This window comes from Microcoleus sp. LAD1_D3 (assembly GCF_036702135.1).
Taxonomy (GTDB): Bacteria; Cyanobacteriota; Cyanobacteriia; order Cyanobacteriales; family Microcoleaceae; genus Microcoleus.
Genome location: NZ_JAUBSB010000016.1, coordinates 65,351 through 89,024, shown reverse-complemented (window position 1 = coordinate 89,024; position 23,674 = coordinate 65,351). Strand labels below are relative to the sequence as shown.

The 23,674-nt window shown below is 44.9% G+C and carries 16 protein-coding genes; 13 read left to right on the top strand and 3 right to left on the bottom strand.

What is annotated here, in order from left to right; genetic code table 11:
• Nucleotides 1-2: 2 nt before the first annotated feature.
• The 7 genes from QUA74_RS12185 (at nt 3) to QUA74_RS12155 (ending at nt 13,134) form a co-directional block, all read left to right on the top strand.
• The gene (locus QUA74_RS12185; protein WP_333328745.1) at nt 3-2,072 is read left to right on the top strand and encodes a response regulator; all 2,070 of its coding nucleotides are present in this window, start codon (nt 3-5) and stop codon (nt 2,070-2,072) included.
• Nucleotides 2,073-2,210: 138 nt separating this feature from the next.
• Entirely contained in the window at nt 2,211-3,038 is an 828-nt protein-coding gene (gene map / locus QUA74_RS12180; protein WP_333328742.1) for a type I methionyl aminopeptidase, read from the top strand.
• Between the two features lie 205 nt (nt 3,039-3,243).
• Nucleotides 3,244-3,936 carry a response regulator transcription factor gene (locus QUA74_RS12175; protein ID WP_333328740.1) on the top strand — a complete coding sequence of 231 codons (693 nt, stop codon included), beginning with the start codon at nt 3,244-3,246 and terminating at the stop codon, nt 3,934-3,936.
• 106 nt (nt 3,937-4,042) lie between these two features.
• Nucleotides 4,043-4,201 (top strand): hypothetical protein, encoded by a 159-nt coding sequence (locus QUA74_RS12170; protein ID WP_333328737.1) that lies wholly within the window; start codon nt 4,043-4,045, stop codon nt 4,199-4,201.
• Between the two features lie 345 nt (nt 4,202-4,546).
• A complete protein-coding gene (locus tag QUA74_RS12165) occupies nt 4,547-4,906 on the top strand; it encodes a hypothetical protein (RefSeq protein WP_333328735.1) in 360 nt (119 codons plus the stop codon).
• 538 nt (nt 4,907-5,444) lie between these two features.
• Nucleotides 5,445-10,634, top strand: coding sequence for an nSTAND1 domain-containing NTPase (locus QUA74_RS12160; RefSeq protein ID WP_333328732.1), 5,190 nt, complete (start codon nt 5,445-5,447; stop codon nt 10,632-10,634).
• Nucleotides 10,635-10,845: 211 nt separating this feature from the next.
• Nucleotides 10,846-13,134, top strand: coding sequence for an FdhF/YdeP family oxidoreductase (locus QUA74_RS12155; protein WP_333328729.1), 2,289 nt, complete (start codon nt 10,846-10,848; stop codon nt 13,132-13,134).
• 164 nt (nt 13,135-13,298) lie between these two features.
• Here QUA74_RS12155 and QUA74_RS12150 read toward each other — a convergent pair whose 3' ends face one another.
• Nucleotides 13,299-14,564: a glycosyltransferase family 2 protein gene (locus QUA74_RS12150; RefSeq protein WP_333328727.1), complete on the bottom strand. Its 1,266-nt coding sequence runs from the start codon at nt 14,562-14,564 to the stop codon at nt 13,299-13,301.
• 332 nt (nt 14,565-14,896) lie between these two features.
• Here QUA74_RS12150 and QUA74_RS12145 point away from each other — a divergent pair, with 332 nt between their 5' ends.
• Both QUA74_RS12145 and QUA74_RS12140 read left to right on the top strand, forming a co-directional pair.
• Entirely contained in the window at nt 14,897-15,304 is a 408-nt protein-coding gene (locus QUA74_RS12145) for a hypothetical protein (RefSeq protein WP_333328724.1), read from the top strand.
• Nucleotides 15,298-17,820, top strand: coding sequence for a protein kinase domain-containing protein (locus QUA74_RS12140; protein WP_333328723.1), 2,523 nt, complete (start codon nt 15,298-15,300; stop codon nt 17,818-17,820). The genes QUA74_RS12145 and QUA74_RS12140 overlap by 7 nt, the downstream gene beginning before the upstream one ends.
• A gap of 15 nt (nt 17,821-17,835) precedes the next feature.
• Here QUA74_RS12140 and QUA74_RS12135 read toward each other — a convergent pair whose 3' ends face one another.
• The gene (locus tag QUA74_RS12135; RefSeq protein WP_333328720.1) at nt 17,836-19,248 is read right to left on the bottom strand and encodes a hypothetical protein; all 1,413 of its coding nucleotides are present in this window, start codon (nt 19,246-19,248) and stop codon (nt 17,836-17,838) included.
• A 77-nt stretch (nt 19,249-19,325) separates the two neighbouring features.
• On the opposite strand from QUA74_RS12135, the gene QUA74_RS12130 reads away from it, so the two are divergent.
• Nucleotides 19,326-20,351, top strand: a complete 1,026-nt coding sequence (locus QUA74_RS12130) for a hypothetical protein (RefSeq protein ID WP_333328717.1) — start codon at nt 19,326-19,328, stop codon at nt 20,349-20,351.
• Nucleotides 20,352-20,658: 307 nt separating this feature from the next.
• On the opposite strand, the gene QUA74_RS12125 is transcribed toward QUA74_RS12130, so the two are convergent.
• Entirely contained in the window at nt 20,659-20,982 is a 324-nt protein-coding gene (locus tag QUA74_RS12125) for a TMEM14 family protein (RefSeq protein ID WP_333328714.1), read from the bottom strand.
• A gap of 126 nt (nt 20,983-21,108) precedes the next feature.
• On the opposite strand from QUA74_RS12125, the gene QUA74_RS12120 reads away from it, so the two are divergent.
• The 3 genes from QUA74_RS12120 to QUA74_RS12110 all read left to right on the top strand — a co-directional run bounded on the left by QUA74_RS12120 (nt 21,109) and on the right by QUA74_RS12110 (nt 23,665).
• Nucleotides 21,109-22,413, top strand: a complete 1,305-nt coding sequence (locus QUA74_RS12120; RefSeq protein WP_333328711.1) for an ATP-binding protein — start codon at nt 21,109-21,111, stop codon at nt 22,411-22,413.
• Between the two features lie 238 nt (nt 22,414-22,651).
• Nucleotides 22,652-23,098, top strand: coding sequence for a tellurite resistance TerB family protein (locus QUA74_RS12115; protein ID WP_333328709.1), 447 nt, complete (start codon nt 22,652-22,654; stop codon nt 23,096-23,098).
• A 153-nt stretch (nt 23,099-23,251) separates the two neighbouring features.
• Nucleotides 23,252-23,665, top strand: a complete 414-nt coding sequence (locus QUA74_RS12110) for a thioesterase family protein (RefSeq protein ID WP_333328706.1) — start codon at nt 23,252-23,254, stop codon at nt 23,663-23,665.
• Nucleotides 23,666-23,674 lie beyond the last annotated feature (9 nt).

Genomic DNA, 23,674 nt, shown 5'->3' with positions numbered 1-23,674 from the left:
TTATGAATATACAGCCCCCCCATCGAGTAAATGTCCTTTTAGTTGACGATCGCCCAGAAAATTTGATAGCTCTAGAAGCTATTCTCAACAGCCCCTCTTATAATCTAGTACAAGCTAGTTCGGGTGCGGAGGCTCTGAGATGTCTGCTTAATGAAGAGTTTGCGGTAATTTTGCTTGATGTGCAGATGCCGGGAATGGATGGATTTGAGACAGCAACATTGATTCGCTCTAGAGATCGATCGCGATCGACTCCGATTATTTTTATCACAGCATTCAGCAGTAATGACACCCACGTGTTTAAAGGTTATTCACTGGGTGCGGTGGATTACCTGTTCAAACCCTTGGAACCGGAAATATTGACATCGAAGGTGGGGGTATTTGTGGAATTGTTCCAAAAAACAGTCGAGGTGAAGCAGCAAGCAACACAGCTAGCTGCTGTTAATAGTGAACTAAGTAAAAGTGAAGAGCGGTTTCGCACTTTGTGTGCTTGTTCGCCGCTGGGAATTTACTTAGCTGACGTTGAAGGCCGGTGTACTTACATCAATCCCCGTTGTCAAGCGATTTGCGGGTTAACTTTGGAGGAAAGTTTAGCAGAGATTTGGCAGCGGGAAGTTCATCCAGAAGATCGCGATCGCGTAGTCACAGATTGGTTAGCTTGGATTAAAGAAGGCCAGGAATATTCTAACGAGTTTCGATTAGCTGGTAGCGAAAATGTGCGTTGGATTAATGTGCAGTCGTCGCCAATGTTTTCGGATTTGGGAAAACTGATAGGTCACGTGGGCACGGTTAGAGATGTCACAGACCGCAAGCAAGCAGAGGAAGAACGCGGCAGACTAATCCGCGAACAAGTGGCGCGGCAAGAAGCGGAGAGAGCTAACCAGATGAAGGATGAATTTCTAGCTATTCTCTCTCACGAACTCCGCACTCCTTTAAATGCAATTCTCGGCTGGTCTAGGCTGCTACGGGCCAAAACATTTGACCAAGAAACTATTGATAAAGCCCTAGAAACAATTGAGCGCAATGCTAAATCTCAAGCTCAACTTATCGAAGATATTTTAGATGTTTCGCGGATTCTGCGGGGGAAACTAAATTTAAATATGCATCCGATTCGGTTGGAATCTGTGATCAAGCTGGCAATAGATTCTTTGCAGCCGCTGACTGAGGAAAAATCAATAGTCCTAGAATTAACGTGCAGTCCCAATGTAGGTGAAGTTATCGGCGATTTCGATCGCTTGCAGCAAATTGTGTGGAATTTGCTGTCAAATGCGATTAAGTTTAGTCCGCAAGAGGGTAAAGTAGAGGTGCGGTTAGAGTCAGTTGGAGATGAAGCTCAAATTCAGATAATTGATAGCGGCATTGGTATCGCTCCTGATTTTTTGCCTTATGTTTTCGATCGCTTCCGCCAAGCTGATAGCAGCACAACTAGGTCTTACGGGGGTTTGGGACTGGGATTGGCGATCGTCCGTCACTTGGTGGAACTGCACGGCGGTAAGGTGTATGCAGAAAATAATCCGGGCGAGGGTGCGAAATTTACGGTGGCTCTACCTATTGCTAAGAGGAAGACCGCAAGTGCAGGGGATGATTGGTCGCCGCTCAATGACGCGACAGAGGCTCTCCCCACTCTGACTAATTTGCAATTGCTAGTGGTGGATGATGACGATGACACGCGGGAGTTTTTGATTGCTTTACTCGAGGACGAAGGAGCTATGGTGCGATCGGCGGCATCGGTGGCCGGGGCTCTAGATACACTGAAGAGTTATTGGCCGGATCTGCTGCTGAGCGACATTGGAATGCCGGAAGCAGACGGTTATGAGTTGATCGCGCGGGTGAGAGAAATGGAATTGCTCAGGGGTGGAAAGATGCCTGCGATCGCCCTGACAGCCTACGCCAGAGAGGAAGAGCGCCAGCAAGCGCTGGAAGCTGGTTTCCAGATGCACTTATCTAAACCAGTTGACATAACTAAGTTAATTGCTACAATTGCTAACCTCACAGGAAGACTGGGAAATCCCGATCAGACGGACTCGGCGGTTGAAACCGCTTTGTTGACCCCCCAATCCCGTGCTGATTACTGAGAAAAATATTAAGCTAGCTTAAAGGACACGCGATCGACAGTTCGGAACAAGACACCCGTTTTTCCACAAAAAGCTGGATATTTGCCGTTTTTTGCTTCAACCTGCCGTCCAAGTACAAAATTACCCGCCGATCAATACATGAATATTTTTAGCAGTCTGCTTTCTAGTCCAACTCAAGCACCCCAAGTCAAAAAACAGCGTCGAGGCATTGAAATTAAGTCGGAACGCGAAATCGAAATTATGCGGCAAGCAGCAAAAATCGTTGCAACGGTACTTAAAGAAATTTCCCAAATGGTGAAACCGGGAATGACTACTGCTGATTTGGATGCTTATGCGGAAAAACGTATCCGTTCTATGGGGGCAACTCCGAGTTTTAAAGGCTATCACGGTTTCACGGGATCGATTTGCTCTAGCATTAATAACGAAGTTGTTCACGGCATACCCAGTCCCAAAAAAGTAATTCGGGCAGGAGATGTTCTCAAGGTAGATACTGGGGCATATTATCAAGGTTTTCACGGCGATTCTTGCATCACGATCGCAGTTGTGGAAGTAACACCGGAATCGGCAAAATTAATCCGAGTCGCAGAAGAAACGCTCTACAAAGGCATCGAACAAGTGAAGGCGGGAGCGTATTTGCTCGATCTGGCTGGTGCGATGGAAGATCATGTCAAAAGCAACGGTTTTAGTATCGTTGAGGAGTTTACCGGCCACGGTGTCGGACGAAATTTGCACGAGGAACCGTCGGTTTTCAATTTCCGCACCCGCGAAATGCCGAACGTGAAATTGCGAGCGGGCATGACATTGGCGATCGAACCAATTCTGAATGCCGGTTCTAAGTACACTCGGACGCTTTCTGACAAGTGGACCGCTGTAACGGTTGACAATGCTATGTCTGCTCAGTTTGAGCATACTGTGTTGGTGACGGAAACTGGTTATGAAATTTTGACCGATCGTTCAAAAGTTTAAGTGGAAGGGTTCAAGAATAATTTTGAGTTTTGAGTTTTGAGTTTTGAATTAAAGATTTAATCAGTTTTTAATCGTTAGATCAAAACCTAACTCAAAACTCTTGAGTTGGACAACAAGTTTTTAACTTCCTTCGATGGATAGAGTGACAATAATAGTTGAATTCAGCTAAATTAAAAAATAGTGGTAAAGCGTAAGGGTAACAACTATGTCAGCACGATTATTATTGGTAGATGATGAACCGGGTTTGCGGGAAGCAGTACAAGCTTATTTGGAAGATAGCGATTTTGCGGTTGAGGTTGCCAGTAATGCTCGCGACGGCTGGGAACTTTTGCAGCAGTACAATCCCGATTTGCTGATTTCAGACATTATGATGCCCCAGGTGGACGGTTATCAGTTTCTCAAGCAAGTGCGGGAAGATCCTCGCTATAAGGCTTTGCCGGTGGTGTTTTTGACGGCTAAGGGGATGACGAGCGATCGTATTCAAGGCTATCAAGCAGGCTGCGATGCTTATCTTTCTAAGCCCTTCGATCCCGACGAATTAGTAGCAATAGTAACCAATTTGCTGGCCCGCCGCGCGGCTGCTAAGGAGACAAGCGAAAATGCTGAAAGTCCAGATATTGCTGCTTTGACAAGCCAAATGGCGAGAATTGAGTCTTTGCTGAGTGGGCGGAGTTCGATCGCCCAAAGTCCTTCGCCGATTAAAATTGATTTGACTCCGCGAGAACAAAGTGTTTTGGATTTGGTTGCTCAAGGTTTGATGAATAAGGAAATTGCCCGCCGCTTGGAAACTAGCGTGCGTAATGTGGAAAAGTACGTCAGCCGTTTATTTAGCAAGACGGGTACTAACAGCCGTACTGAGTTGGTTCGCTTCGCTCTCGAACACGGCTTGACGAAATAGGAGCCATCTCGACTTGGCTGGAGGCTCTGCCTCGCCGAGCTGCGTTACCAGGCTCTTCCTGGTAACGAGAATTATGCAAAAAATTAGAAATGTTAAGATATAAGTATTGACAGATGTCCGGTGGCTGTGGTATGTCACATCAGCTTGCTGGTGGCAGCGCGGGAGTGCGAAAACTGGTGTGCCAAAACAGGTGTGCGATCGAACTTCTCACCCACTTTGCTTTGAGTCTGAGATGAAGGCTCGCAAACGCCGGGGAATTACTTAACGGGAAAACCTGACTGTTTAAGAGTTTTCACGTAGTAAATAAGAATGGCAAACAGTTGACCGGATATGCTCCGTTAAGCAAACTTGCCACGAAGAGTCACAGATAAGGTTATATCCTGTGGAAAAACAAGCCACTATTTATTAATGACTCTGCTCAAAAACGGATAGTTGCGAACTGCCGGAGTGGTAAGTAGCCCACAATTTTAGATCAAAGTTCAAGCTCTCAGATTCATCTGGGGAGTAAATCTAAAATCTAAAATCTAAAAGCGAGTTACAGCCCAGGAAAGTAGCGGCGGATGTTGAATTTATAGCAGCACCAAAGTTTAGTTTATACCAGGAGGATAGCATGAGGAAAATCAGGGCGCGACAAACGATAAGCGCCATAGTAGCACTGCCGATCGTATTAATAGCCAATACAACTCAAGCTTTTGCCACTGATACCGGTCAGAAAATAGATCCAATTAAGAAAGTTTCGGATTTTGGCGATGAACTAGATTTTGATATGGCGACACCAACAACAATCAGCATTGAAGAAAGCGAGGATTGGGATGAACCTGATTTTACAGCTACTTTAGATATCGAGATTAGTAAATTTATGACAAACAATCTTCAAGCTGTAATTGATGAGCCGCCGCCGATAGTTTATCTCAGTGCGGCCAGGGGCCAGTCAACCCGGGAATGCCGGATTTCTGGGATCTGCGAATAACTGAATCGGATTTGGGCGATTTGGGCGATGGCTGGGAGTCCCGCAAACAAAGACTCTTTTGCTGGGTAGAATTTGAGCAATCATCAAGATTTCAGTAAAATTAGGTTGATTTTGCTGGGAATATGCGAATAACAGAGTATGTATTTTTTTGGGTATGCTTTAATGCGATCGGCTAAAATAATAAGTATGCAGGCTGAAATAAAATTAACTAATTGATAGTTCCCAGTGATTGGAAATCGCCCCAAAGGGCAGAAATAAAATTAATCATGTGATTGTTCGCTGTGATTGGTAAACGTAAAAACGGGTTAAAGTGAACTTAGAGCAACCGCCAAAATAGTTAGGAAGTTCTTAATTACACTTTCCCCAGCAGTCGATTCCTGACATCCGTTACATCCGTTACATCCGTTAAAAAATCCGTTGCCGAACTGCCATCCGTTACATCTGTTACATCCGTTGCCATCCGTTACATCTGTTGCCGAACTTCCTTTTTTCGGCAGTTGACAGCATCTATCCTGAGAAACTTTTTCAAAAATTAATTATGATTATGATTAATTCGCACTGCCAGCAAGACACCGCAGCACAACAAAACAAAAGTTCGCTGCAAACTCTCTCCCGGACTCTGAGAATGTCTCAGGGGCAATTTTCGCTAATTTTGGTACGGTGCAATTACAGTGCGATGAGAGAGGAAATTGCACGGCAATTGCGGGAGGAGTCTGGGATAGAAATTCGAGAAATTGTCCTCCCCCCATCTGTTAAAACTCTTTACACGACGATAGAAACCAAAGTTTCCTGCAGCCACCCCTCAGCTTTAATGGTGTTTGGATTGGAATCGGTAAGTGCGATTGATCGACTGCTGACTTCTACCAACTACGTGAGGGAAGAATTTCGGAATAATTTTCCCTTCCCGGTGGTGCTGTGGGTGACAGACAAAATCTTAAAAAAACTGATTCGGTTAGTAACAGATATCGAAACTTGGACGACAAGTGTTGAATTTGTGATTGGCCCCGACGACTTGGTGGATTTCCTGGGCAAAAGTGCCGATCGCATTTTTTCCAACATTTTAGAAAGTGGCAATTGGCGTTTAACTAATTCTGCCATTCTCGGAGCCAATTCTTTAACTGAACTAGAGTCGGCTAGCCAAGACTTGCAAACTTGCAACATCAGGTTAGAACCAGCTATTGAAGCGAGTTTGCAATTTATTCGCGGGCGGCACGAATATGCTTGTCACCGCATCCCTGCGGCTATTGAATTGTATCACAAAAGTCTCACTTTTTGGAAGCATCAAGTAGCATTTATTGGAGCCAAAACAGAATTTAGCGATTTGTTATTTACCGTTCACCCTGCACCAGTGTTAGAGGGAATTATCCTATTCCACATCGGTCTTTGCTACCGCTTCCAAGCAGAACAACACCGCAGTGGCAACCGTCCTTACTGGACGGAAGCTAAGAATTATTTTCAGGAATGTATTGATGTTTTAGAACGGGCGGGACGGTCGGATGCCGTTGGTATATTCATCAATCAACTTGGTGAAGTATTGCAGTATTTAGAAGATTGGGATGCACTCTGGAATTTAGCTATAAAAGCTCGGAGGTTACATGAAAACATGGAAAATTCAGCAGTTAATTTGGCTCAAGATTACGGCTTTTTGGCTAGAGTAGCCTTAGAGCAAAAGAACTGGCAAGGGGCGAAAGAATGGGCTTTAATCGCTCTAGACGTTCTCAACTCAAATTTAGAAGCGAGGGGACAGGGAACCCCTGTAAAGTCGCAGCATCTAGGCTTGTATCTGTTAATTTTAGCAGAGGCCCAGAGTCAGTTGGGTGAGGTGCGGGAGGCGATCGCACATTTAGAGCTTGCTCGCTTGGAAACCGAACCTTGCTACAACCCGCAACTGTATTTGCGGGTTTTAGAAATGCTGCGATCGCTCTATTTTCAGCGGGGAGAATATCTCGAAGCATTTCAAATTAAGCAAGATTATCGAGCGGTGGAACACACCTATCGGTTCCGAGCTTTTATTGGAGCCGGAAAGTTGCAGCCGCACAGAGAAGCGGTTAATTCCGTCGCCGAAACTGTTGCCGGCGCTGCTACTATTGCTGACGAAATTACAGCTTCCGGCAGAGAGCAAGACCTCAACCGCTTGATATATAGGATGAACAATACCCCCGACAAACTGACAGTAATTTACGGTCAGTCTGGAGTTGGCAAAAGTTCAATAGTCACGGGAGGATTAGTACCTGCTCTCAAACAAAAAAAAATAGAAATGCGGACGGTTTTGCCCGTAGTGCTGCAAGTTTACAACAACTGGCCGCGGGAATTGACCAGACAGTTATCTGCTGGGAAAGCTGAAATATTCGATCCGGAAATTGCCGAAGCAGTACCAGAAATTGCTCCGGTAGATTTGACCGTAGAAGCAAGCTTAGTCAAGGGAAATCTTATTTCGGGATTTCACGGTGGCTCGACTGGGAATAATGAGGATCAAAGGGAACAGTCACAGCCAGTAGAATTAATCATACAACAACAGGCGATCGAATACGAAAACCTTATCAAGGAGCTGCAAAGAAATTCCGAACATTTAGTGACTGTTCTGATATTTGACCAATTTGAAGAATTTTTTTTCGTATGGAAAGAGCCAGCGGAAAGACAAATATTTTTTGATTTTTTGCGGGAATGCTTGAAAATCAAATATTTAAAAGTCGTCCTGTGTTTGCGGGAAGATTACCTGCACTATTTGCTGGAATTTTCCCGACCCAAAAACCCGACAGTATTGGTTAATAATGATATTTTAGAGGACATTCTCAGCAAAAATATTCTGTTTTATTTGGGAAATTTTTCGCTGCTCGATGCGCGATCTGTAATTCGCACTTTAACTGAGCGAGCGCAGTTTTACTTAGAACCAGAGCTGATCGAAGAATTAGTCAAAAATTTAGCTGGAGAATTGGGAGAAGTCCGCCCGATCGAACTACAACTTGTCGGCGCTCAACTGCAACAAGAGAACATTAGAACTTTAACTCAATATCAGGAACTTGGCAACAATCCGCAACAAAAATTAGTCGAAAATTTTCTCGAAGAAGTCATCAAAGATTGCGGCCCAGAGAATGAAGTAGCGGCGCGCCGAGTATTGTATTTGCTGACAGATGAAGATGAGATCCGTCCCCTAAAAACCCGCGCAGAATTAGCCTCAAATTTAGCGACATTTGCTGAAGCTGACAAATTAGATTTAGTCTTAGAACTGTTAGTAAACTCTGGTTTAGTTTTTCGATGGACGGAACTACCGGCAGAGCTTTATCAGCTCGTTCACGATTATTTAGTTAGCTTCATTCGCCAACAGCAAGAATTAGATAAAAAGGCAGAATTTGAGGAACTGCTAAAGCAAAACCAAATTAACCGAGATGAAATTGAACAAATTCGCAAAGACAGAGAGCAAGATGCTTTACTGTCGGAAGCTAGAGACAAACAGTACCAAGCAGAAGCTCAACTTTACCAATCTCGGAGATGGCAATTGCGGGCGGCGGTTGTAGGAGTGCTTGTACTCGCAGGTGTTTCGGGGATGGCATTCGAGCAAGCAAAATTAGCAGAAATCGCACGGCAAGAAGCAGAAAAAAGTCGGACTGATGCCCTAAATTCGGCGTCGGAAGCTTTGGTGCTTTCTAATGAAAAAAATCAATTAGGAGTGTTGGGAAATAGTATCAAAATTGGTCGTGATTCTCAGAAAAGTACAGCGCTGCCTGTGGACACTAAAAATCAAATTGCTGAAAGACTCAGACAAGCAGTTTCCGGGGTGCAAGAACGCAACCGTTTCGAGCAGCACAGCAAGTTTGTTTTGGATGTGAGTGTCAGCCCGGACGGCAATTCAGTTGCTTCGGCAAGTGCTGACAAAACTGTTAAATTGTGGACGAAAGAAGGTAAGTTATTAAAAACTTTCAATCACCCGGATAGCGTAACGAGTGTTAGTTTTAGTCCCGATGGGAAAACGATCGCTACTGGTGGTGCCGATCGCACAATTAGAATTTGGCAAGTAGATAACGACAAAAGTGCCATCGGCATTTTATCCAGCCACCGCGATATCGTCACCAGCGTCAGTTTCAGTCCCGACGGTAAAACCTTAGCTTCCGCCAGTCACGACAACACCGTCAAAATCTGGAACCTTGCGAACAAAAAATTGCTGCAAACCTTAACCGGACACAAAGACTGGGTGCTCGGCGTCAGTTTCAGTCCCGACGGCCAAACAATAGCCTCAGCAAGCGTTGACAAAACTGTCAAACTTTGGAACCGAGAAAGTAAAACCGATAAATTTCAAATTAATCCCAAAACACTAACCAAACATTCTGACATTGTGTACAGCATTAAGTTCAGTCCAAACAGTCAAGAACTCGTCTCAGCAAGTGCGGACAGCACAGCCAAAATTTGGAACCGAAACGGTGAGGAAATCAGAACTCTCAAAGGACACAACGATGAAGTTGTCAGCGCGAGTTTCAGTCGCGACGGCAAAAAAATTGTCACCGGCAGTGCAGACGATACGGTGAAAGTTTGGAGTCGCAGCGGCACTTTGCTCAACACTTTTCGAGGACATCAAGACGACGTAAGATCCGTAACTTTCAGCGGCGACGGCACTATTGCTTCCGCAAGTAAGGACAAAATAGTGAAAATTTGGAAACCGGACAGCACTCCGCTGAATAAGATTTTATCGGGACACGGCGACTGGGTTTACAAAGTCAGTTTTAGTGCTGACGGCAAAACAATTGCTTCTGCTAGCGGGGACAAAACCGTGAGACTTTGGCGGGCTGACGGCAGTTTATTCAAAACCTTAGAAGATCACAAGAATTCTGTTACCTGGGTGAGCATTTCACCTGATAATAAAACTGTTGCTTCGGCGAGCGATGACAAAACAGTGAAAGTCTGGAATTTAAACGGCAAACTGTTAGATACTCTCAGCCACAGTGGCATTGTCAGAAGCGTGAGTTTTAGTCCCGACGGAAAGATAATTGCCGCCGCAAGTGCCGATCGCAAATTGTACCTCTGGCGCTGGAACGGTTCTAAAGCCACTTTGTTTGCAAAACTCGATCACAGCAATCCAGTAATTAGCGTTAGCTTCAGTCCCGACGGCAAAACTATTGCTACTGCTACCGCTGCTGAGGACAAGCCAAGCGGGAAGAAAAAGGCTTTTGAAATTACCGGAGAAAAGAGAGTTTACCTGTGGCAATTTAACGGTTCGTCGGCGAAAATTCTGAAAACTCTCGACCACCAAGACAGCGTTAAAAATGTTAGTTTTAGTCCCGACGGTAAGACTATTGCTGCTGCTTGTGGTGACAAAAAAGTTTACTTGTGGGAGTTTGATGGAAAAATGGCGAATTTAACTGAAAAACTCGACCACAGCGATACTGTAGAAAGCGTGAGTTTTAGTCCCGACGGCAAGTTGATTGCGGCGGCAAGTGGGGGAAACACTGTTAAGCTGTGGGATTTTGACGGCCAGAAGGCGCTGCTATCTAAGACTTTGGAATCGAGCGATCGCGTGTTGAGCGTTACTTTTAGTTCTGATAGCAAAACTCTGGGTTTTGCTAGTAGGGATAGGACTGTAATTCTGTTACCTGTGGAGAATTTGGAACTCAATAATATCATTGCTCGGAGTTGCGAGTGGTTGGGAGATTATTTGCAAAATGGCCCGAATGTTGCTGAGGGCGATCGACTGCTTTGTCTTGGATTTGGGAAGCAGGCGTTAAATAAGAGGAAATAAACCCTTTAGTGAGGACTGCATTCCTCTGTCGGCGGATGAATAAAAACTTGCATTCGTGGCGGCGAACATCGAGTTTAATTTAGATTAAAATATCTATCTGTTGACTGGTGTTTTCTGCTATAAATTTGCGGTAAAATTCCAGTAAGAAACTTAACTTTTTTGGCGGTTTGCCCGCCGCATCAATCCGCAATTCCAACAAAAGGTAAACCACATGGATGTCAACTCCCAAAATGTCCAACCAATCCCGCCCTTCAACGAGACAAACGAGGAAACACCAGAGATAGGTGGCGGTTTGCCCATAATAGAATATTGGGCAAAACATACATTGTCCCCGGAAGGCCCGAAACTTTGGAAAACTTTGCTGCACAAAAGTGCTTGTTTGTCATGTTCTTGGGGCACTGGCGGGCAGAAAGGAGGTTTTACAAATGAAGAGGGCGAAAAACTTCAGCGCTGCATGAAAAGCGTCGAAGCAATCTCCGCTGAAATCAAGCCGGGCATCTCAACTCAATTTTTTGAACAACAAAGTATTGCCAAACTTCAGCAATTAACTTCAATGGAAGCAGACAGGCTGGGAAGGCTGAGTTTTCCGATGATTTTGCGGGCTGGTTCCTCTCATTACGATCGCATTTCTTGGGAAGAAGTTTATCAAATTGCCGAAACTGCTTTTCGCAAAACCCCCGAACGAGTGGCATCTTACAGTTCCGGTCGCTCTTCCAACGAAGCCGCTTTTCTGCTGCAATTGATGATGAGAGCGATCGGCTCTAACAACTTAGCAGATTGTTCTGATCTCTGCCACGCTCCCTCGACAATTGGGTTAAGCGAAATGTTTGCCACCCGCACCTCGTTAGTGAGTCTAGAAAACTTAAAGGAAGCAGATTGCGTCGTGCTCGCGGGCAGCAATTCTTCCTACAACCATCCCCGGTTGATGAACGAGTTAATTAAAATTCGCGACAAAGGCGGTAAAATAATTGTAATCAATCCGGTGATGGAAATCGGGTTAGTCAAGTTTGGTTCTCCCGCATTTCCCGTCAAGTCGCTCATCCCCGGTTCCGATATTTCCTCCTTATATTTGCAACCAATTCCCGGCAGCGATACGGCGCTATTTATCGGCATCCAAAAGTCTATAATCGAACAAGGGTTGCTTGACGAAAAATACTTACAAGCTCATACAGAAGGCTGGGAAGCAGTAGTCCAGCGCGCCCGCGAAACCGAGTGGGAAACTATTACTAAAACCTGCGGAGTTTCACAAGCAGAAATTGAGGCGGCAGCCATAATTATTGGCACGTCCCAGCGAGTTGTATTCGGTTGGGCGATGGGAATTACCCAACACGATAACGGTGTAGATAATGTTTTCAGCCTCGCCAATACTGCCTTAATGACAGGAAATGTCGGCAAAGAAGGGGCGGGATTAATGCCCGTCAGAGGACACTCAAACGTCCAAGGATTCGGCTCTATGGGCGTCACTGTGAAGCTAAAAAAAGAAATTCAACAAGCTTTAGAAAAGTTATTGAATCGTCCCCTCAGCCCTGTTAAGGGTTACGACACTCGATCGCTCATTGAAGCAGCAGATGCAGGCAAAGTCGATACCCTGATTTGTCTGGGCGGTAATTTGTACGGGGCGAATCCAGATTCAACGCAGGCCAAACGCGCTTTAGCCAATGTTGAAACCGTTATCTACCTCGCAACCAAACCGAACTTAGGGCATTTTCACGGATTGGCAAAACACAATACAATTGTGATTCCCGTGCTGAATCGCTTTGAAAATCCCCACAAAACAACGGTGGAAGCCGGTAATAATTTTGTGCGTTTAAATGATGAGGGTGAAACTCATCTCCAGAATTCGGATTTGATTCCTGAAGTTTATTTTTTGACAGAATTAGCCAGCAGAATTCACGGCAATTTTCCCGTTGATTGGCGCCAACTGCAAGACACAAAATACGTTCGGCAATTAATTGCTAAAACTATCCCTGGCTATGAAAAAATAGCGACAATTGATGAAACCAAAGAGGAATTTACCATCAGCGGTCGCATTTTTACCGAACCTAAATTCCCTACAGAGTCTGGGAAAGCGAAGATGTTTGTCACGCCTTTACCTAAGCTGAAATTACCGGAAGCGAAAGAGTTTGGAGTACCGGAATCAACGCAGGGTATTGTTGTGGCATTGATGACGGGACGCAGCTATTCTCAGCATAATACTGTCGTCTACAAAATTGATGACAAATACCGAGGAATGCCGCACCGCAACTGCATTTTGATGAATCGCGCGGATGCAGAAAGCACGGGTTTTCAAGAACATCAGCGGGTTACGGTGCAGGGAAATGTGGGGAAAATGGAAAATGTCGAGGTGATTTACGGGGCGGTTCGTGAGGGTGCTGCTTTGATGTTTTATCCTGAAGTTAATGTGATTTTTAACCCGGAAATAGAAAAGCGATCGGGCACGCCTGCTTACAAGCGCGTACCTGCTTTTGTATACGCGGAAGTTCGGCAACGGATTCTGTAACGGATGTTATGATTAGCTCTGCCTTATTTCTTTTTCCTTCTTTCTTCTATAACTCACATTTTAGATGATTTTTAAGAACAGGCTTTCCGGCCTGTTCCACAAGGAGTTATTTTTTTGTGGGGAGTAGGGGTTGGGCATCTTACCTGCCCATATGCAAGTCTTAATTAACTCTTAATTTGCAAAGTTCTACCCCGCCAAGTCCATCCCCAACCGGTTTCAGTTTTAATCGCAGAACCGATCGCCATCGCCGCCACTAACGCACCTCCGAAACCTCCCAACCACCAGTATTTCGTAGGACATTCAGAAATCTCGGCACCCAAGCGGCGCAAATTGTAATGCTGCCAAATTACGATTACGGATAAACAGATAGTTAACCAGGTAATTGGCAATTGGTAGTTGGTAATTGGCAATTGGTAGTTGGTAATTGGTAATTGGTAATTGGTAATTGTCAGAATTTCTGTGAAGCCGCCGTTAGCCAGCAAAATACCTAATGCCAACCACGGCATCGGATAAAGAAATAACATAATTGTGGCCATGTAAACCATCATGCCCCAACTGCGGTTAGCGCCGAGATACAGATTCTTTGTCCAGCCTTCCCACAAGGCGCTCCAAGACCGATACATCTGCACGGATGCCAAATTTGACCCGGAATAAAGTCCGAGCTTTAAACCCGCACGTTTGATGCGCCTAGCTAATTCCACATCTTCCACAATTTCGCTTGCAACTGCTTCGTGACCGCCGATTTTTTCATAAGCCGATCGCCTAAATAACATGAACGGGCCGGCGGCAAAAGCACTGTCTGTTTTCGAGGGATCGTTGACGGCGGTGAAGTCGAAGCAAAGTGCTAAGTTATTGAACATTATCGGCTGCACCAACCACTCGGCAAAACACTCGCAAACCAGCGCTGGCATACAGGTAAACAAGTCTATTTTCTCGGTTTCGGCTGTGGCGATAGCGGTTTCGATCGCCCCTGGTTTGAGTCGCACGTCGGCATCGATAAATAATAAGAAGTCTCCGGTTGCTATTTGAACAGCTTGGGCGCAGGCCCAGTTTTTGCCCGCCCAATATTGGTTGGTTGGTCGCGGCTGACCTGCTAATATTTTAAGCCGGGGGTCGTTGAGATGCTGTTGCAGGGTTTGCCCGATCGCCTTGGTGTCGTCTGTCGATCGATCGTCTACAATTAAAACCTCTAAGTTGCCCACAGACAGCGGTGTACTCTCCAAAATGGCGATCGCGCAATCCCGAATATTCTCTGCCTCGTTGTATGCTGGTACGATTACCGAAACTTTAGGGAACTGCGCGGTGGACTCCGGTGACAGTTTAGCCAAACTTCTGTCGGTTCGAGGCGCATTTTCGACCGATCGGCGCAAATTCTTAGTGTAAGCTCTACTTACAATCAGAGAAAAAATTAGCAGGGTTAACAATATCAAAGCGAACTGACCTCAAAATTTTCGGTACACGATTTGTCTCCCTAAATATTAAAAAATATTAAAACAAAAAGCTAGTCGATCGCCCGAAAAGTTATTTTGACCGCCTCTTTTGCTATAATTTGTGAGCATCTTTCGGCTCGCCCGCACCGAGGGGCTAGACCCCTCACCCAGACAGCGACCGAAAAGCCGAGGATAGATATCAGTTGTCAGAGGAGATTGCAATGGGCGAATTTTTTACAGTCGATGTGTTTGCGAACACGATAGCGGTACTCGGCGCTTTGGGTTTTTTCTTTTTGGGATATCAAGCTTTGCAGATGTTGAAAAAATAAAGTATGTCAGAACTGAGATGTTGCACTATTGTCAAGAACGGGCAAGATGCCCGTTCCACAAAGAATGAGTTTTCTTGTGGAACAGGCATTTTGCCTGTTCCTAAACAAGTAATTGAGAATGGTGCAATATCTCAGTCAGAAGTCAGAAGTCAGAAATCAGAAGGAAAGAAGTCAGAAGGAAAAAAGGAAGAGGGAAGAAGTCCGATGGAAGTCGGAAGAAGGACAGAAAGAAGAAGGAAAGAAACAACTATTCCCAATACCCAATGCCCTGTTTTGCCAAGGCCCAATGCCCTGTTTTGCCAAGGCCCAGGAACACCTAATTTACCGGAAAAAGGCTTTACAACTGACTCAACAGTGCAACTGTTTCTTGCGAAAATCAACCAAAAAAAGGCTGCGTTATTATCATGGTGAGCCAACTTTTAGATGGACGCTATCAAATCATTGAAGTCATAGAAACAGGAGAATTTGGACAAACCTATCTGGCCAAAGATATTCGCCGTCCCGGAGAACCGCAGTGCTTTGTCAAGCACCTGCGTCCCGGTACCACCGAACCGAAATTAATTAATACTACGCGCCGTCTTTTTCAAAAAGAAGCAGAAGTTCTAGAAAAGCTCGGTCAACACGACCAAATCCCTCAGCTATTCGCTTATTTTGAAGAAAATGAAGAATTTTTCTTAGTTGAATCCTTTGTTGCAGGTCACTCGCTATCAACCGAGATTGTACCGGGCAAACCTCTAACAGAAGAAAAAATGATTGCTTTGCTGAAGGAACTGTTAGAAATTTTAGTGTTTGTACACGGACAGGGAGTAATTCACCGAGATATTAAACCAGCCAATTTAATCCGCCGCTATTCAGACAATAAGTTAGTTTTAATCGACTTTGGCTCGGTGAAAGAAATTCACATCGCTCAAAGACAAGCGCCGGTAACTGTGCGGATTGGCACTCTGGAATATATGCCGATCGAACAATTTCAATACAACCCGCAACTCAACAGCGATATCTACGCTTTGGGAATGATTGGCATCCAAGCAATGACGGGTTTGCCGGCTTACGATTTGCCGAAACTGCGGGATTTGAAAAATTCTAATAAAGGCGAAATTGTTTGGCGGCATTTAGCCACGTGTTCCCAAGCGCTGGCCGATGTTTTGGATAATATGGTGCGCTACGATTTTCGGGAGAGATACCAGTCGGCGGCGGAAGCTTTAGCCGATTTGAGGAAAATTGGCGATCGATCGCGGGCGCGGATTCCCAAGCTGACAATATATCGCGAAGAAGTCGATCGGCGCAGCAGCAGCCGGGGTGACATTACAGTCGTCGGTCGGAGAATATTAGATGAACTGCGCGTCAGTTTGGAATTGCTGCCAGAAGAAGCAGAGGCGATCGAAGATGAGGTATTGAACCCTTACCGCAAATACAGGCAAAAAGGCGAACGCTACGAACAATCACTGCAAGAAGCAATGCAGCAAGAATATCCCTTTTCTGTGGAAACTCGCGGCGAATTAAAACGCTTGCAGCAAGTTTTAGGGCTTACCGACGAAGATGCCGCGAAAATCGAAGAATTAGTCATTCCTAAATCTTTATTTGCTAAATTGTACAAGGCGATCTCCACAGTTTTGGAGGGACACCGCAACCCCAATGGGCCACCACCGAGTAGCGCCCCTCACCTTGAATTGCAGGCAAGTCCGGCGGTATCCTCGCAGGTAAATCTGAACGGAAAAACCGATTTCTCGTTAGCGCAGCCCTCGGAGAGGATCGCCAGCCCAGCAGCACTTGTCCCCAAAGAAACTCGCAAATTCAATCCTTATCTCGCCGGGGCAACAATTGCGGCTCTCTTAGCCGCGATCGGCGGAATTTACGGATATCTCAAGTGGCAAGAATGGCAGCAGCGAGTCCAGAAAGAATCCCAACAGCTCAATCAAATTGCAGCTCTTTATAAAGGCAGTAATTATGAAGACTGCATCAGCCAAATACCAACAATTGCCGATACTTCCAGCAGCTATGCGTCCGCTCAGGAGTTACAGGAACAGTGCCAAGCAGGTCTGCGGTGGAAGAACGCCAAAGTCAAAAACTTCGCTCAGCATTCAGATGCCGTTGGGTCTGTTGCTTTCAGTCCAGACGGCTTAATGTTAGCCAGCGGTTCTAAAGACAAAACCATCCAAATTTGGGATTTAGCTACAGGCAAGTCGATCCGCACTTTTCCAGGAGATTCCTCCACTATTTGGTCGGTTGCTTTTGACTCAAACGGTACGAAACTGGCGACTGGAACCGGTTTTTGGCGAGTCATGCTGTGGGATTTGAAAACAGGGCAAGTGATTCGCAGTCTCGACCACACTGCTTCTGTTTGGTCTGTCGCTCTCAGTCCCGACGGACAGCTTGTGGCTAGCGGTAGCGGAGACAAAACCACAAAGATTTCGGAGGCAGCAACTGGTCGTTTGATTCAGAGTTTTCCAGACCATACAGATTTTGTTTATTCTGTTGCTTTCACTCCCGATGGAAAAAGTTTGGTGAGCGCTTCTAAGGATAAAAAAATTACAGTTGTTGATGTCGCAACAGGGGCGTTGCTCAAAACTATTGAGGGACACGGCGACCCCGTGAGGTCGATTGCTGTTAGCCCAGACGGCAAGACAATTGTTAGCGGTTCCTACGATGAAAGTATTAAAATCTGGAATATCGAAACAGGAGATTTAATTCGCTCTATCAAGGGACATTCTGACGATATTGTCTCGGTTGCTATCAGCCCCGACGGGAAGTTTATTGCGAGCGGGAGCAAGGATAAAACTATTAAAATTTGGGATTTTGCTACCGGAGAATTGCTGAATACTTTGACGGGACATTCCGATGAGGTTTATGTGGTGACTTTTAGTCCTGATGGCAAAACTATTGCTAGCGGTTCTAAAGACAATACTATTAAGTTGTGGCTGAGGTAATTGGTTTCCTGTCATTTAATTGCTGTAATTAAGCTCGTTTTTTAAGGTTTTGGGAAAGTGCCAATAAGGCGTTTCTAATTCGTCCTCAGTTGGATAATTTTCAGTTGAGTTTTCTCGGATTTGAAAAAAGTAGTAGAGGTTAGCGACAGTTAAATCGGATATTTCTTGCCAATTCGAGGCAGCTAAAGCTTGATAGCCAGTAGCGATCGCCTGCTGGCTGATATAAAATTCGTATCCCCGGCGGATTTCCGGCGACACAGCGAAGGTTAGCTGGTCGCGCAAGGATAGAAAGTGAGACTTTTGCTTTAAACTTTCATAAAGGGAAGGTTCCGCAGCTAATACCGTGAATGTAGTGTACACGCTGCTTTTTAAGCTCTCGCTGGTGAGTTTATCTAAACTAGCTAACTGGTGCTGCTCTTTTGGAGACAAAGTTTCCATCCAATCAACCTCATTTTGCCAAAATTCTATTACACTTAAATCATGACCGAGAATCCTAGTAACTTCAGGAAATAAAAAATCTAGTTCGGCTTCTGATTGACATTTTTTAACAACAGTTAGAAGATTTCGACGAATTTTTGATTGGAGTTCCAGCAGGCGATCGCTCACCCTATCGTAGGCTCGCTGCAAGTGAAACGTGACCCCGATCGCCTGCTCGATCGCCCAAACACATTCCATTTGCCTGAGTTGTCCGGCAGAACACACCCCCTCCAACAAACTAGGATTATCATAAATTTTAAAAGCCTCAAACAGCATATCCCGCCCGCTATTAATTTCGGAATTCCGAAGTTTAATATCTGGCACTGTCAGGGCTGACTGACAGCGTTTAATAGCTTTAGAAAAAATTTCATAACCGTTAACCAGTTTCTGGCGGTGCATTTCAAAACTAGAGTCGTGAGCCACCTTAAAAATCTGCTGGATTACCTCTACTCCCCTATCTTTGAGGATGTGTCTGAGATCGATAAACCCGTCTTTAATTTTTAGCTTCTGGTGCTTGGCCTCTTCTCGGATTTTTAATACTTGGTTGAGGTTTACTGCTGACAAAACTGTGCTCGATACAGCGCCAATACCCATGACAGCAGCAGTCGCTTGCATCACTGCCAAATTAATTTTCAGACAGTTAAGCATTCTGTATATTTTTTGAAACCCCTGATGAGTTTGAGCAACCTGCAACGGCGCCACTGTCACGTATACGGGAGCTACCAGGGGCTGTACGGGGCCACCTCCGGCTAACTGTGCGAGCAATCCTATAACTCCGCGCGAGGATAGAGTTTCACTTCTTGATTGATAAAAAATTTTTCCGATCTCCACAAACTCCCCTGTCACCGGATCTCTAGCAGCAGGGAGCAATTTTCCTGTTTTGACAGCAGGCTGTACAAGGTTGCCACTATTGAGTCGCGCCTGAGTTGCAGGAGTGAATATATAATCCATGTTGTGACTCAGTTTCCATTCAAAAAGGCAGATGTTCTGTATTGTATGCTGTTTAGGGAAACGAGGGATTAAAGGAAATGAATGAGTATCTCAAGGCATTCCAGGCTATTACCCTGTTTAGCGATCGATTGTTGGCAGACGAATATCAATCCGTGGAGATTAAACAGTCAGCTACCCAACTCAGTTTAGATGTGGAACCTTGTATTGACGAAATTAAGCAATCTGCCATCAGACTCAAGGGGTTACTTCAGGTATGTTTCAAAGATGTATCTCAGGCTGAGGATGTCTGGAATAGCAAGCCGAGAATTGCTGGAGCATCTCCTGTTGATGTCTGGGAGCAAATTGGCGAACTAAGCGGATGCGATGTGAGAATTCGCAGTTTAGGAAAACAGGGCAAATATGATGCTATTGCTAAAGTTCGCCAATCTTGGATCGACAAGGCGACCAAGTTAAAAAATCAGTGGTTTTTGTGGGATAAAAACCCTCAAGTCTTTCAAAGAGATACTATTGGTTTTTTTGAAAAAGATAATTTGCACAAAGAGTTGCGGAATGAAGTTGATGTCCAAGCCGAGCGAGTGATTTTAATTATGGAGAATGAACTAAGTTTAATTTTTCAAGAATTACAATCTATTGATATAGAAAAAATTGAAGTTTGTATTGAATGCTTTGACCTAAATAGTCAGTCGAAATTTAGAGAGCGACTGCAATCTATAGGAGGGGAGATTGTATCGAAGTTTACCGAGCCACTAAAATATTTGCCGGATTCTTATATGAAGACTTTTAAAGAAACGCTGAAAGAGCCTGTAGAAACTCTAGTTCATAAAAGCAAGATAGGAATCAGTTTGGTCGATTTTGAAGATTCGTGTAAAGTGATTGAGTTAATCCTGGATAATGTAATTATAGCGATTTTTGATGCGCGTATGAAACTGGCAATTCAAACAGTTGAAAAAGCAATTAAATTCTACAATAATTTTTTAGAGAAGCAGGCGCGGTATCAGAAAGAGACGCCGGAACAGCGAGCTGCGGAAAAAGATTGGATCGAATACCAGCGGCAGCAACTCAGGGAAGTTCAGCAGTATATTGAAGCACTTATCAGTCCTTAGTAATTGGGAATTGGTAATGCAGGCTGACACCGAATCCGGCTTTAATACTCCTTGAATCTTTAGTTTTTCGCTCGCTCGGCTCCGAGGTAAGTGTAGTGGCGGTTTCAACCACAGAAGCTGATAATTATACCAATTATTAAAAGTCGCATCTTCCCGCACCGGACACGGCATTGCCGTGTCCCTACTCGCGTCCTTTTCAGAATTGGTATAAGTCATGGAAATCAAAAAATTAGACTTTAGTTAAAGCTCCCACTCAAGGCTGGGGAGTCAATCTAAAATCTAAAATCTAAAATCTAAAATCGAATGACTATTGATATTGACCGCTGATTTCGTAAACGATCGCGCCCAAAGACGCTAAGCTAGCTAAAATTAGCATTCCTGCCGGCATGAATTTTTGAGTTTTAACCAGGCGCACAATAAAGACTATTACTAAAACAGCGGAGATGGCTGCTGCTAATGTTAAACCCCAACTTTGTCCCATAAGCTGCGCGGAGCCAGCAAAAATTAGCAGCGAACCGCTAATCAGGCCGGAAATGAGCGAGGCTTGGCTTTTGGCCTTGATATAACCCATGATGCCGCCAACCAGTGTTAAAATGCCGTAGCCGATCGCCGCTGCTGTCCCTAAATTCATTTTTAATCCTCCAAATTTCACTCTTTGCATCTAAATTTATACAGCGCGACCTGCAATTAGTGTCACGAATTGTTAGAAAATTTATTAAACCCTGTCAGGATATCTAACTGTTATACAATTGCCATTATGTCAGCCCTAACTTCTGGTGCGATCGCCCAAATCCGTTACCTCCAGCGCCAAGCAGCATCCCTGCTGCTGTATCAATCAGTTCTCAAAAGCCCCGCAGGTCAAGCTTTTCTCGATTTGCTGCAAGCCCTCCACCACAACGAAGTCAGCGGTTTAGAATGTCAGGTAGCTTACGGGAACTGGTTCAAAGTTCAGGCTGCTAAAAATCTGAGCTGGAAAGATTCTCTGATTTCCGAAATTCTCAAAGACGAAAACCCCTTTTCACGCCGAGCACAGCAAACAGATTTTGCAAGTTTGCCTCCTGCTTTGGTGGAGGCTGCCCGACATGATTTACAAGTGCTGCAAAATATTTACGAATGCAGCAGCGAACAATTGAGCAAGTGGGTGGCGGTAGCGGGTCAACTTGGCGCTGGACCTCCGATTTGGCATTCAGAAACTGTAGCCGAACAGGGAGATTTGCCCCTGCACGGAAAACTGGAAAAATGGTCGAGCGCTGCGGAATCTTTGGCAGTTTATTACCGACAGTTTGGCACGGGTTTGTTTGCCGAATATCGCGCTTTTGCGTGGCGGGGAGGGCAGTTTGCGAGTATTTCACATCCCGATCGCATAACTTTAAAAGAGTTGGTTTGCTGCGATTGGCAACGGGATGCTCTGGTGAAAAATACGGAGTTTTTGTTGGCAGGTTATCCGGCTTTGCACGTTTTGCTGTACGGCAGCCGCGGTTCGGGCAAGTCTTCTTTGGTGAAGTCGCTGTTAAATGAATTTGGCTCTCGCAATCTGCGCTTGATTGAAGTATCTAAATCGGATTTGCAAGATTTGCCGCTAATTGTCGAGCAGTTGCGGGGAGTTCCTCAAAAGTTTATTATTTTTGTAGACGACCTTTCCTTTGAAGAAGATGACGATGATTTTAAAGCTCTGAAAGTTGTTTTGGAAGGAAATGTCACTGCTCGCTCTCAAAATGTGGTAGTTTACGCAACATCTAACCGCAGGCATTTAATTCGAGAGTTTTTTGACGACAGGCCTCGCCCCCGCGATGGAGAAGAAGTTCACGCTTGGGATACTGTGCAGGAAAAACTTTCATTTAGCGATCGATTTGGCTTAACTTTAACTTTTGAACCGGCCGATCAAAACACTTATTTAACAATTGTCCGACATCTGGCAGAACTTGCTGGCATCAAACTCGCTTCTGAGGATTTGGAACACCGCGCTAAAGAATGGGCAACTCGTCGCAATGGGCGATCGGGCAGGACTGCGCGGCAGTTTGTTGATTTCCTGAAAGCAGATTTAGCCATTTTGGACAAGTAGATCGTCGGCGCTGGGAGGGCGGGTTTTACCTGACCTATGGGAAGGCAATTCACGATCGGAATAAACCCCCCATTGCAGCGCCAAAGGGCGAAATAAAAATTCTTAATTTTTTCCTAATTTTATTGAGAATAAATAACTAACAAAATTTGATATAATTATCAAAATCCCCAAAAAAATCTCCCGAGCCAGAACCCATCCTGACTCCATAAATCGACCACTAAATAATGAGGAAAATATCATGGGTTTATTTGATAAAGTATCGCAGACTCGTCAAGAAACGGACGTAACATTAGGGCCGGCAGAATCATTTGCGGCGATCGCGCTAATTGCCGTAGCAGCCGACGGTTACATCAATGACAGCGAAAGTAAAGCGATTAGCATGACCCTATCTCGGATGCAACTGTTCCGCAGTTATCCCGATGACGTGATGAGAAAAATGCTCGATCGCCTGCTGATGATTCTGCAACGGCAAGGAGTGGAGGTACTGTTTAATGCGGCTTTAGCAACGCTTCCCGACGAACTTAAAGAAACTGTTTTTGCTGTGACAACTGATATCGCTTTAGCCGATGGCGAGGTTTCAGAAGAAGAAGAACAACTTTTGAACGATCTTTACAGTGCATTGGGGCTTTCCGAAGATGTTGCACTCAAGATTATAGACGTGATGTTGATTAAGAACAAAGGTTAAGAAAGAAGGGGAAGGAGTGAGGATGGCGAATTTTCCAATATAAAAAATTACCGCCTACTTACTTAGCTGATCACTTCGGCCTAAGTGCGGTTTTACCGATATGATGGTTGGTAAAATTGCGATCAAATTTGCGATCGCCCGTTACTACCTCAAATGCCTTTCACTTACACCCGCACTGTTCACTTTCAAGATACCGATGCTGCTGGAGTCGTTTACTTTGCTAACGTTTTGGCGATGTGCCACGAAGCTTACGAGGCATCTCTAGCAGCATCAGGAATCAATCTCAAAGCATTTTTCAGCAATACCGAGGTTGCCTTTCCCATAATTCATGCTAGTGTAGATTTTTATCGCCCAATGTTTGCGGGCGATCGGCTGACGATTCAATTGACGCCCAAACAAGTTACTGGCGATGAATTTGAAATTGCCTATCAAGTATTTTCTGAGGAAGTTGCAGGAAGAAGCGCTGCTAAAGCTCTTACTAAGCACGTCTGCATCGATGCAGTTAGCCGAACTCGAAAACAGCTATCGGAAGACTTGATGGAGTGGATGAGAAAATTTGAGAGTTGAGAGTTGTGA